11 protein-coding genes are annotated in these 12,606 nt (G+C 46.4%); 5 read left to right on the top strand and 6 right to left on the bottom strand.

Annotation, left to right across the window (positions count from 1 at the left end; translation table 11 throughout):
• Positions 1–135: 135 nt before the first annotated feature.
• Entirely contained in the window at positions 136–435 is a 300-nt protein-coding gene (locus MYF79_RS13020) for a hypothetical protein (protein ID WP_247814287.1), read from the bottom strand.
• Between the two features lie 110 nt (positions 436–545).
• Here MYF79_RS13020 and MYF79_RS13015 point away from each other — a divergent pair, with 110 nt between their 5' ends.
• Positions 546–806 (top strand): DUF4342 domain-containing protein, encoded by a 261-nt coding sequence (locus MYF79_RS13015; protein ID WP_199657300.1) that lies wholly within the window; start codon positions 546–548, stop codon positions 804–806.
• Here the strand turns inward: MYF79_RS13015 and MYF79_RS13010 are convergent, their stop codons facing one another.
• Both MYF79_RS13010 and MYF79_RS13005 read right to left on the bottom strand, forming a co-directional pair.
• Positions 807–1,352, bottom strand: coding sequence for a hypothetical protein (locus MYF79_RS13010; protein WP_247814286.1), 546 nt, complete (start codon positions 1,350–1,352; stop codon positions 807–809).
• Between the two features lie 176 nt (positions 1,353–1,528).
• Positions 1,529–2,650, bottom strand: a complete 1,122-nt coding sequence (locus MYF79_RS13005; RefSeq protein ID WP_247814285.1) for a Gfo/Idh/MocA family protein — start codon at positions 2,648–2,650, stop codon at positions 1,529–1,531.
• Positions 2,651–2,911: 261 nt separating this feature from the next.
• Between MYF79_RS13005 and MYF79_RS13000 the strand changes: the two genes are divergently transcribed.
• A complete protein-coding gene (locus MYF79_RS13000; protein ID WP_247814284.1) occupies positions 2,912–5,323 on the top strand; it encodes an ABC transporter permease in 2,412 nt (803 codons plus the stop codon).
• Positions 5,324–5,468: 145 nt separating this feature from the next.
• On the opposite strand, the gene MYF79_RS12995 is transcribed toward MYF79_RS13000, so the two are convergent.
• The 3 genes from MYF79_RS12995 to MYF79_RS12985 all read right to left on the bottom strand — a co-directional run bounded on the left by MYF79_RS12995 (position 5,469) and on the right by MYF79_RS12985 (position 9,784).
• Positions 5,469–7,064, bottom strand: coding sequence for a glycoside hydrolase family 71/99-like protein (locus MYF79_RS12995; protein WP_247814283.1), 1,596 nt, complete (start codon positions 7,062–7,064; stop codon positions 5,469–5,471).
• Between the two features lie 299 nt (positions 7,065–7,363).
• Positions 7,364–8,296 carry a Nif3-like dinuclear metal center hexameric protein gene (locus MYF79_RS12990; protein ID WP_247814282.1) on the bottom strand — a complete coding sequence of 311 codons (933 nt, stop codon included), beginning with the start codon at positions 8,294–8,296 and terminating at the stop codon, positions 7,364–7,366.
• A gap of 141 nt (positions 8,297–8,437) precedes the next feature.
• Positions 8,438–9,784 carry a vanadium-dependent haloperoxidase gene (locus MYF79_RS12985; protein ID WP_247814281.1) on the bottom strand — a complete coding sequence of 449 codons (1,347 nt, stop codon included), beginning with the start codon at positions 9,782–9,784 and terminating at the stop codon, positions 8,438–8,440.
• Positions 9,785–10,005: 221 nt separating this feature from the next.
• Between MYF79_RS12985 and MYF79_RS12980 the strand changes: the two genes are divergently transcribed.
• The 3 genes from MYF79_RS12980 to MYF79_RS12970 all read left to right on the top strand — a co-directional run bounded on the left by MYF79_RS12980 (position 10,006) and on the right by MYF79_RS12970 (position 12,505).
• On the top strand, positions 10,006–10,785 hold the full coding sequence (locus MYF79_RS12980; RefSeq protein WP_247814280.1) for a M15 family metallopeptidase: 780 nt from the start codon (positions 10,006–10,008) through the stop codon (positions 10,783–10,785).
• 154 nt (positions 10,786–10,939) lie between these two features.
• Complete coding sequence (trhA, locus tag MYF79_RS12975) at positions 10,940–11,584, top strand: PAQR family membrane homeostasis protein TrhA (protein WP_199657307.1); 645 nt, start codon at positions 10,940–10,942, stop codon at positions 11,582–11,584.
• Between the two features lie 165 nt (positions 11,585–11,749).
• Positions 11,750–12,505, top strand: coding sequence for a class I SAM-dependent methyltransferase (locus MYF79_RS12970; RefSeq protein ID WP_247814279.1), 756 nt, complete (start codon positions 11,750–11,752; stop codon positions 12,503–12,505).
• Positions 12,506–12,606 lie beyond the last annotated feature (101 nt).

The raw sequence follows: 12,606 nt of genomic DNA, 5'->3' as shown, positions 1-12,606 counted from the left end.
AGCATATAAAAGCAGACAATCACCAGAGATATAATAGCCAGAATGACGCAGGGTGAAAAAATATATGCCCGGTTATTTTTAGGAGAAGTGTTACACATTCACAGGTATTGATTTAAACCAAACTAATCGGGATCATTATGCCAGCAGGAAAAGGCGAATACCAATCACCATCGCCGCTATTTCTATCAGCCAGACATATAGTGCTTTATATTTCACGTCCTTCCGGAATAATATCCGTAAAAAGACATCCAACAATAAAGAACAAATGACACAAGGCATGAACAGCAGCAATGCATAAAACGTATCTCCCATTTCTTCACCAAGCACCATCAGGAGAAGCATACAAATGAGCATCATCAAATATATCATGGCCAGAATAGTGGCGGGTGTAAAAACTAATGCCTTGTTTTTTGAAGCGGTGATATCTGATTTCATAGGTTCGAAATAATACTCAAGGTAACTATTATAAGCAATAAGGGATACTTTTATTATCCAAAATATCGTAACTTCCCATACCCAGATTATTCACCTATAATCCTACACCCATGGCAACTAAAGAATCCTTCTCACTGCACGGCGAGCACCTGCTAAAAAAGGTAAAAGAACTCATTGCAGAAGGTAATGTAAGAAAGATCACTATTACGGATAAATCAGGTAAGGAACTGATGTCATTTCCCCTGACAATTGGCGTAGTAGGCGTATTGTTAGCACCCGTACTGGCAGCTGTAGGCGCATTGGCAGCGCTGGTGGGAGAATGTACTATCACGGTGGAAAGAGAGGAGGAGGAAGCGCCGAAACAGGAATGATCATTCATCTTCCAGTATCCGGCGGATGATCTGTTGTGCGCTCTTCCGCTCCTTTCTGCGTACATTAGATTTGTCCTGCACGGCGTACCTGTTTCTATCCGATGCGAAGCCGATTTCCCCATAGGATATTGAAGATCCCTGTTTTGTCATGACACCATTTAAATGACAGGTATCATAACCACAGGAATGTTTGGAATGAACCCCAAAGTTTCTGTGCCCGAAACGCTTTTTCCGGATCGTCAACTTCTGGTATCTTTCGATATTGTCCCAGATCGTTCTTGTCTCTACCTTGCCCGGTTCCTGTCCAAGCGTGAGTACATCAATGTAAGTTTGCGGATCCTTGATCTGCAGGAAATCAAATGATTTCTTGAATACCCGATGGGCGTATTCCCTTACCACGATCTTATCTTCGATCGTTAATTTATTGTTTTCTACAATTGATCGGTAAAGGCCCAAGGTATTGAAATCAGTGTATTTCTTATAATTATCGATGAAGAAAAGGTATTCCTTCAGGTTTAGGGTATTAAACTGTCTTCCAATTTTCATGGTACAAATATATCCATAATAAATATAGCGGCACTCAAACATCATGAAAGTTCCAGGCATACCTAGCGGACGCCTGTCGGGGCGGAAATAAAAAGGGAACGTATTAACATCTGAAGTACCCCAAAAAGCCAGATGCTTCCGGAGTCACTTCAAATGTTAATACATCCCCTTTATTTTTATAATTTCAAACTTACTTTCTCACCCGTCTTCGCAGCCTGGTAGATCGCATCCATGATCTTCAGGTCTTTCACCCCTTCCTCCCCGTTTACAGGCACCACAGGCTGTTTACCATTGAGGATAATATCAGACATTTCTTCCATCTGTACTGTCTGATGCACCACGACAGGCTGATTCAATTCCCCTTTATGCGTACGGCCCTTGATAGGCCCGTAACCGGTAGACGGCTGCATCTCTGCAAATCCCTTTTCACCGTTCAGGAAGAATTTGTCCAGGTTGTTCATACTGTAGGTAGACAGGCAGGAAGCAGTCACGCCGCTGGGGAAGCCCAGCTGGAACTGGATGGTTTCATCGACACCGGGTTTGAACTTCTCATGGTCGGTTTTAGTCTCCTGTGCGGTTACCCATACAGGTTCTTCTCCTACCATGTAACGCGCACCGTTCACGGCATAAATACCGATGTCCATTAATGAACCACCACCGGCCAGTTGTTTATTCAAACGCCATTGGGTAGGATCACCTATCTTAAACCCGCACAATCCCTGGAAGAAGAGCACTTTCCCAAACTCTCCGGCATTCCGCATACGGATCACTTCCAGCGTGTGTGGCTCGAAGTGCATACGGTAACCTACCAGCAGTTTTACGTTTGCCTTGCGACAGGCATCCACCATTTCCTGTCCTTCTTTTGCATTCAATGCCATCGGCTTTTCACAGATCACGTGTTTGCCCGCCTTTGCCACACGGATCACCTGGTCATGATGCAGGGCATTGGGTGTGATGACATATACAGCATCAATATCCGGGTTGTCCTTGATCTTATCAAAGTTCCCGTAATTGTAACAGTTCTTCTCCGGAATATTATATTTCCCCTGCCAGTCTTTGATCTTGGAAGGTGTACCACTGATCACACCTACCAGTTTGGCTTTCTTACAGGACTGCATCGCTTCCGCCACCCGGGAGCCATAACTGCCAAGTCCCATAATAGCCACCCGCAGTACGGGACCATCATACGGCTGCTCATATAGATCAGGTTTCCCGGCCAGTCCCAGGCGGGGAAGAACAGTCAATCCAATAGCAGAAACAGCAAAATTTTGTAGGAAGTGTCTTCTAGTATTCTTCATAACAAGGGTTTTATAACAATTTGAGCATACAGGTAAGATATTCATAAAAACGGGCTCCTGCAACCCGTTCATGTAAATGTGACTCCGCAATTTTCGTACCTTATCCAACCGCTAAAAGCGAACACCTCTATATCAAAACCGGACACTTGAGGGAAGGAACAAGCAGCTAAACAACTCATTATCAGTACAATTACAAATTGGCACCCTCTTGGAGCCGCCACTATCGTATATTTCGTATTGCCAAGACCTAAATGTCATTCAATGTTCAGGTACTATTATAAGATCGCCATCCGCAACCTCTGGCGGAATAAAGGCTTTTCTGCCATTACCATATTCGGGTTAGCCATAGGACTGGCTACCTGCTTATTAATCACTTTATTTGTAACGGATGAGTTGAGGTATGAGTATTTCAATAAAAAGGCTGACCGCATTTACCGCATAGATGCCGACTTCCTCGTGAATGGCAGCGCATTTAAGGAGAGGAACACACCATCCCTGCTGGGCCCTATGCTGCAACAGGATTATCCGCAGATTGAAAATTACGTACGCTTTCTTCAGCAGCAACATATACTCGTTAAAAAGGGAGAAGAGACCTTGATGGAGAACAATGCCTGCTTTGCCGATTCCTCCGTATTTGACATCTTCAGCCTGCATATGATTGCCGGCAACCCAATTACAGCATTGCGCACGCCCTTCTCAATGGTCATTTCGGAGAGCATGGCGAAGAAATATTTCAACAGTACGGATGTTGTTGGCAAAATATTGCATACGGACAATATCAACCAGTATACGATCACAGGTGTGATCAAAGATGTTCCGCCACAATCCCATCTGCATTTTGATTTCATCAGGGCGATGGCACAGGAGGAATTCAGCAGGCAACCGGAATGGATGGCGGACAATTTCGTAACATATGTCCAGCTACGCCCGGGCACCACCCAGGCACAACTGGACAAGTACCTGCAGCAGGCGACCAAAAAGTATATGGAGAATGATCTTAAAAAACTGACCGGGAGCGACCTTGCAGACCTGGAAAAGAAAGGAGGACATTTCAGGTACAAATCCATTCCACTCAAGAAGATCCATCTCTACTCCGACCTGACCAATGAAGCAGAACCTTCAGGGAACATACAATACGTTTACATTTTCATCATCACTGCCGTTATCATCCTGCTGATCGCCTGTGTAAACTTTATGAACCTCTCTACCGCTCGCTCTGCAGGGAGGGCCAAGGAAGTAGGGTTACGCAAGGTAATGGGCTCACAGAAAAGCAGCCTGATAATACAGTTCCTGGCAGAATCCATCCTCACCAGCTGCTGCGCTATGCTCATTGCAATAGTCCTGACAGCCTTACTGATACCCTATCTGAATGAATTATCAGGAAAATCGCTCAGCATCAATGTGACATCCCTGACATGGATCATTCCTGTATTGTTGCTGATAGTGATCGTCGTAGGACTAATAGCCGGCAGTTATCCCGCCTTCTTCCTTTCCTCCTTTGAACCGGTGAAAGTATTGAAAGGGAAACTCTCTAACGGCTTTAAAAGCAGCTGGCTCAGGAACAGCCTGGTCATCTTCCAGTTTGCCGCGGCTATCCTGCTTATTGTTGGCACACTGGTTATCTACAATCAGTTGAGTTATATACACAATAAACAGCTGGGCTATAACCGGCAACAGGTGCTGGTCATAGAAAACACCCAGGCACTCTGGGTACACGCCAAAGGGTTCAGAGATGACGTATTGAAGCTACCCGGAGTAAGGGCAGGCACCATGACAAACACATTGCCTACCGACATTAACATGAGCACGAATATCTTCTCCAAAGATGCCGCCCGGAGCCCGGGGCAGGTAACCGGTATTGCCGAATGGTATGTAGATGCCGATTATATTCCCACACTAGGCATGCAGATGGCGCAAGGCAGGAACTTTTCGCCGGATATGCCTACCGATACCGGGTCAGCGCTTATTATCAATGAAACAGCAGCACGCCTGTTTGGATTTACGGATATCACTGACAAATATCTCTATCGTGGCGACCAGAAAATGAAGATCATCGGGATAGTAAAAGATTTTAATTCGGGTTCTCTACGCAGCAAGATTGCACCGGCGGTATTCACATTAGGTAACTATACAGGCACCATGGCATTCCGCATCAACACGAAAAATATCCAGCAGATCATCAGCAGGATCGGTGAGTTGTATCATGCCCGGCCGGCTATGCAGGGACAGCCTTTCAGATATACCTTCCTGGACGATAGCTTTAACAGGTTATACCAGGCAGAAGAACGCACAGGCAAGCTCTTTATCTCCTTTGCAGTACTGGCCATCCTGATCGCGTCCCTGGGCGTATTCGGACTTATTACCTATGCGGCAGAGCAACGTACCAAAGAGATCGGTATCCGCAAAGTATTGGGCGCATCGGTATCTGGTATTGTGGCGATGCTGTCGGCAGATTTCCTGAAGCTGATCGCACTCGCAGCCGTCATTGCTACGCCACTGGCCTGGCTGCTCATGAACAAATGGCTGCAGAATTTTGCATACCGCGTCAATATCAGTTGGGCAGTATTTGCGGTTTCTATCTTCCTGATGGCGGTCATCACTATGCTAACCATCAGCTTCAAAGCCATCAGAGCAGCCCTGGTCAATCCTGTAAGGAGTTTAAGATCTGAATGATAAAAAGATCCGGGGGAGGGACAACGCGAAATAAATGAGCACCTGATCCTTAGCTGAAAGCCTTCTTCAAAAGTTGCCGGATAAAGGAACAGAAAGCGCCTGTTTGCCCAATGGCAAGACAGGCGCTTTCCTGTTTATGCAAGACCTAGTTCTGTAATGTCCACTGGCTGCTTTCAAAGTAAGCCGGTACGTTGGTACATTGTGCCAGTCCGCTCTGATTTTCGAGGTTCAGGTAAGTATTCTGCCACTCGTTCTTCAAACGGGTGTAACCGTTATAGCTTTCCAGTAACCAATAGCTACTGTAGAAGGTATTGGGAACATCCGTGCTCTCCACATAGTTGTACAGGTGTTCGATATTCAGGTAATGACCGGTGGCCAGGTTCTTAAACCGGGTATGTCCGTTCACCGTTTCCTGTACCCATCTGTATTGGTTACCGCTGCTGTTGCCGTTGTACTTCACCTGTCCGTTCTCTTCATACAGGTATGTATTTAACCATTTGTTTTTGATAAGGACGCCGGTTCCCGGATTAACAGGGCCCCCGATACTGTTCAACAGGTTCTCGGCATTGCTTACCTGCAAATTGGCGAGGTAAGTGAATACCTGGTTCAGTTGCTGCTGTACCGTACCATTGCCTGCATACTGCTTTCTGAAGCCATATAAACGGGCAATCAGCTCAAGTTCGTGCTGCCCATAGGGAACGCCTAATTTCTGCTGCATGGTGGTCAGAAAGGAGTAACCAAATTCATCTGTCGGTTCAATCATAGTGCCTTCGCCATAATCGTTCCAGGTCGCAAACTGGATGATGTTTACACTGGAGCTCAGCGCTTTGTCCAGCATGGCAGAGAAGGTAGCAGTGCCGTTATACGCGATCTGCCAGGTAGGGCCATCTGCGCCGCCGGCAGCGTAGAAAGACCGGAAACCGGGATATACCACACCTATAGACAGCGGAAAACCGGCTGCCTGCGTATAGTAACGGTCTACCACACCGGGATGTTCCTGGTATATCCATGGGAATTCGCCACCTGCGTTGTTAGCACCTACTTCGTTTGTGAATCCGTAGAGCGGAATGATCTTCGGACGTGGGTTATTACCATTCAGGATCGTATTCCATTCTGAAGGCTGATGAAAAGTGATGGGGCCGAAATTCAATACCACAGGTTCATTGGAAGCATTTCTCAGGTAATTCCCCTGGTTAAAATAGTTGTTCTGCATGTAAACAAAATCGCCGTTGGCACCGGAAGCCATACCAGGGTCCCAGTTACGGTCCTCATGTACAATGGAGAATTGCAGCCCTACGGCATTCAGTTTACTGATCAGGGCATTGGAATTGCTCAGGTTATCGGGATAGTCGTACCGTTGGCGGGTGCCCGGCCAGTCTATGAATACGCCATCTGCACCGGCGTACTTCATCAACAGCAACTGATATTCGACAATATCCGGATCGCCGGAAGCGTATGGCCCTGTTTTAGGATAAAAGTAAGCGGCGATCTGTCTTTTGCCATTAACGATGATATCCGGGTTCTGGGTATTCATTTTCCAGTGATACCCCCAGGCCCCCCTGGATGCCGGTGTTTCAAACCAGGGCATCCAATGGATAAAGATCTTTTTGCTCGTGGATTTGCTGACTGCCACCGCAGCTTTGGTGTTCAGATGGGCAGATAAGTGTTCCTGTGGTTCGAGCGACGATTTGTTACACGCAAACAGGAACAGGGCGCAACAGGCCCATAATAGAGTTCTCATTTTGAGGGAGATTTAATGATAAATGATTAATGAATAAACAGTCTAAGTAATAAAGTGAATACGCGGTTTAATGAATGAATAAGTGAAACGATGTAATGAATAAACGATTTGATGAATAAATAATGGTTCTTTTGAGAATACGTGATATGGCTTTTCCGCATCGAAAATAATCACCGGACATTAACCCGCCTAATTATATACTTCGAATATAGAAGAAATAGCAAGCTTCAAAATTATAAACAATATGATAACCAACCCGTTAAAACAGGCCGCTATTAAAAAAAATATAGACGTATCCATTACAAAAATGAGAGGGAACTACCCGTTGGGATATGCGTCGTTTTGATGGCAGGGAATTTTTCCTGCAGCCATTTGGCCATGAATTCGGATCCTGGTTCCTCACTCACGATATGGCCAAGTACGATCAATGACAATTGTTTACCGGCAGCCCGGGCATCACGTACATATTCGGCGGTCTCCCACTCGGATACTTCACCACATACCAGTACATCCGGCTGCGTATTGCCAATACTTTGTATCTGGTTCTTGCCACCATAGGCGCCGGGTAGCAACAATACCTTTTTGCATTGTTGTTCAGGATCGCCAATATACCGAACGGCTTCAATATTCAGTTTCTGTTTCAGATTCCCTATCAATGCCTTCAGTGTCATAGCAGGCGACAGGTTATAGATAACATGATTACTATCTTCAAAACGCTGCCAGCCCAGCTGGTCTACCAGTCCTTTACGCACGCCATCAGGCTTTACGCCGTGTATGTAGTCATGATTGCGCCATACAACAATGTTGTGCTTCTTTAAGAGGGCAGCTTTATACCGGTACACATCATCCTTTTCGAGCCATGCTGTTTCATCAGTATGATTATAGAACGTGGGTTCGTGTGCAATGATAAAATTCGCGTTCAGTGCAATTGCCTTTCTGATCACCTCGACGGTAGCGAACATTGTAGTTACGATGCCTGTTACCACCACATCCCTGCTTCCTGATTTTAAAGTATCAACAGTATTGGAGAAAGGAGCGCCGGGCGCCTGTTTTATAAAGAGGTCCATTATCTGCCCCACAGTGATCCGTTCCTGTACCGGCATGGTCCCTGCACTGAAACCCGCAGCAAAACCGGCAAAGGGAGAAGCCAGTACCACAGCTGATCCCGCAGCTGTCGCTACCTGTGCAATGAATTTCCTTCTATTAATGGATGTATTGTTCTCACGTGGCATAAAAGACTGATTAACCAGATAAATATAGCGTTTTTCAGGAAAAAGAGCCTGCCCGTCAAAAAGGAGGGCAGGCTCTCAGCTAAAGGCTCGTGAAAACTACTTAGCGTGAAAAAGCTATTCGCCTGACAGGAAGCAACATAATCAATACCTCAGCGCCAACACCCGCAAAGCAATATCCCGTCCCGTCTGCGCCCCTACCTGGCTATCGAACTGATAATGAATCCCGCCATAAACCCTCGATATAGACGCCTCATCTATCATCTGCTGAAACCCATTAAAAGCCCGCGGTGTAAAACCCTCCGCCACTTTTTGATTATCAGTGAACGAAAACCCGCTACCAAAATAATCCGCCAGGATGTTTCCCGCAGCACTGGTAAAGGTCGCATGCCCTGATGTATAAGAAGGAAACGGTGGTGTACCGATCAGTGAATTCCACCCAGCGGCTATGTACGTCTGTATGTAGGTAACAGGCCGGAGCAGGTTGTATTTGTACTTGTACTTCCAGCACACGATCGCCGCATCATTTTCACCAATACCCGCCTGTGCGAAGAGCTTCGCCGCTTCGGTCAGGCTAAGCCCATTGTCGGTGATCAGCTGGGCGGTGATGGCCAGCATATGTCCCGGCGGAGTGAAAGTACCACCACCATCGGCCCAATAACGGGCAATAGTCGTTTCTTCAGGCGTGAGTGTATTCACCTTGTTATAAACGAAATAAGCGGCCTTATAGAACGCAGAAGCCGTATCGGTGGAGAAGGCAGGATGGGCAATACCGGCGGTCTCCAGACTGGCAGGTCTTACCATCAGGCGATTATTGCCCCAATAAGGCAACATGGCCCGCTGAAAGGCTGGCGGCGTAGGCACCCAGAACGCAGGGCCAACAGGCGGTACGTAGTCGGTAGGGAAGTTATTCAGATAACCGTCCTTCCCACCATCGGTAGTCGACCAGGTGTAAATAGCCGCAGCCACCTGTTTACCGAAATTAACGGAGCGGTTGATCTCATCGGCGCCGCAGCTACCGGAAGCTGCGGCTTTGTTGGTACTGTCAAGCGCAGTAATGAGGGCCTGGTTGGCTGCGCTGGCATTGGGATACAGGTTCCTGATGATGTCTGCCATCGCACTGTTGGCAGCGAGCTCCCAGTTATATCTTTTTCCCCATTCAGGGCGGGGCACATTGCTCAGGCCATTCAGCTGGCCACTAAGGGAATGACCATACCTGTCACTCCATACCACTGCCTCATGCAGCGCAACGCCTGTATAGGCAAGCGCTCTGGCAGCTACCGGCGGACTGAATCCCGGCGTTTCTCTGATCAACTTGAATTCAAGCTGGTACCAGGAAACTGGTACAGCAGCAGCTGCATTACTTTGGGGCGTGAATTCGGCAGCAGCAATAGTGGTTTTTGGGGGTGCCTGGTCTTCCTTGCTACACGCAGCAATAACAAGGATCATAGAGAGATAGATGCACCACGAACGTACGGAGTAAATGGTCATAATATTGAGTTTTTTAGGAAGGAGTAATATAAACATGACCGGTAGCAATGTGCCTGCAGTCATTCACATGAAAAGTTGCGGAAATACCTGGCATTTTATACAGGCTTTACAGAAAAAGCATGTATCTTCGGTACCATTGTTTTTACCTCAAATCATTACCCCTAAATACGCATGAATCTCAATATCCCCCAATTGTTTAACCAAATCATCCCCCAACATTTATGGAACTTAAACTTATCCGGATCAACAGCCAGGGCGCACTGGTTACAAGCTGGCAATTCTTTTTAATCGGTCAGCACCTGTACGAAGGCGTCGCTGATGGCATTTTTTCAAGGGAAGTACTGAATGCAACGATCGAATTCCAGCGTAGAAACCACCTCCAGCCCGACGGTGTGGTAGGCAATAAAACGTATGGCATTGCCATGCAGCTGGGCTTTGACGGCATCATTGACGACCGGACCGACAAATCGGGAGCAGATTACCCTAAACCACCCTCCTTTCAGCCATTGGTGTCCAATGAAGAGCGGGCGAAGGTCTTTGGTAAATTCTCTTATGTATCCCAACCAATTCCGGGCAATCCGGAAAACATCAAAGTGACCGACAACTGGGCAAGCCAGAATATTGTAACGGTGTCTGTACCGCAGCTGGTCAACATCAAGGGATCTGACAGGGTACAGTTCCATAGGATAGCCGCCAATCAGCTTGTGAAAATGTGGGCCGACTGGGAAAAAGCAGGCCTGCTGCCATTGGTGCTCACCTGGGGCGGCTCTTATGTACCAAGGTTCATCAGGGGCAGCCGCACAACATTAAGCAATCATTCTTTTGGTTCAGCATTCGACATCAACGTAGCATGGAATCCGCTGGGCGCCATACCGGCATTGGTAGGTCAGAAAGGATCGGTGAGAGAGCTGGTGCAGATAGCCAATTTAAATGGTTTCTACTGGGGCGGACATTTCTCCCGTAAAGACGGAATGCACTTTGAAGTAGCGCAGATAAAATAATGCAAGGTATGCCGGGCCGTTTATGCAGACTGGTCCGGCATTTACATCACTTCCTATGTAAGTGATGCTATCACTTATAGACAAATCCTATTATAGATACTTTCTATTTACGCGGCCGGCAGATTGTGGTTACTTTTATGCCAAACGTATACAGATGGCACAAGAAGTATTACAGACAAAATACAACCGCAGACAGGAGATCGTAAACGGAATTATTCATGGCGCGGGCATACTGTTCGGCATTAGCGCATTGCCTATGCTGACAGGTATCGCGGCAACGCACAACAACACAGCGGGCATTGTGGGCGCAGCTATTTACAGTTTCTGTTTCCTGTTACTATTTACCTGCTCAACGGTATATCATCTCTCACTCGAACCGGCCATCAAACGACTATTCCTTATTCTCGATCATATCAGTATCTACTTCCTGATAGCAGGAACATACACGCCTTTTCTGCTCGTATATATGAACAATGCCTTTGGCATCACCTTGCTGTCGGTGTTGTGGGGACTTACACTGGCAGGCATTTTCTTCAAGACATGGTTCACGGGAAAATATGATATCATTTCCACCATCATTTATTTACTGATGGGCTGGATACTTGTAGCCGGCGGCCGCAGGTTCTTTACAGAACTTCCTTTATCTGTACTGATACTGCTTTGCATAGGAGGCGCCTTATATACTGCCGGCGTGTTCTTTTACATCAGGGACAGGCGCACGTTCACACATGCTGTATGGCATTCCTTTGTACTTGCTGCCGCTATCTGTCATTTCGTAGCGATCCTGTTATCGATGTAGCTCATCCGTTGCATAATGCATAGCTTATTTTGTCCGCAAATGAGGGTCAGTATTTCCGTAAATGAGGTGGTAGTTTACAATCCTCATACGAAATTCGATAGTAACAAATTATGCCTCAACACACTTCCCCCCAAATGCGAACAAATAATATAATCATTAAGTACTATGCAGATGGAATACAACAGGATCGCTGATATCAAGCGTTTACAATTTATCATCGACAGTCTGAAGCAACATCTCCCTACCGGCTCCGTTGTACTTGACGTGGGTTGTGGCAACGGTATTATTGCCCGGCATCTTGGCAGTGAAGGATTTAACGTGTATGGCATTGATGTCAGTTCGAAAGCAATTGAAAAGGCAAGGGCGCTCACTGATTTTCCTAATGTCAGCTTTGATGTGATCAGTGCAGAAGAACTGGTAGCTGATGGCAGAAAATATCATGCTATCATCTGCAGTGAGGTGCTGGAGCATCTGAATCAACCGGAAAAACTGCTGAATGTATTGTATCAGTCGCTTGCTGATGATGGTGTGTTGATCGTTACCGTACCTAATGGCATGGGCCCCAGGGAAGTACTGATCACCAAGCCTGTTATTGCCTTACAAAAGAAAGATAACTGGGTATGGCGCTGTATACTGAAAGTAAAGTCCATGCTTGGCTATAAAGGCACTACTGTTCAATCAGATGCGGATGATCTGACGCATGTACAGTTCTTCAGCAAACATTCTCTCGAGAACTTAGCCAGAAAAACACGGTTTAAGATCATCAGTTTCGGAAAAACCAACTTTATTGACGATGTTTTTCCATTTTCTTTCTTCACCAAAAAGATCAAAATTCTGCAGAAGTGGGATGGCGCAATTGCGGAAGTCCTTCCTTATCAACTGACTGGAAGTTTTGTCACAGTGTGGGAAAAGAACCCATAAAAAAAACAGGATTTTTTATTGCTGAAAAACCCCGATTTATACCCTGATCAGGCTGTATTCTCATGGTATTTACGTAGCTTTGTATTACCTATACCCGTAAT

Source organism: Chitinophaga filiformis (assembly GCF_023100805.1).
Taxonomy (GTDB): Bacteria; Bacteroidota; Bacteroidia; order Chitinophagales; family Chitinophagaceae; genus Chitinophaga; species Chitinophaga filiformis_B.
This window is presented reverse-complemented; position numbering and strand designations above follow the sequence as displayed.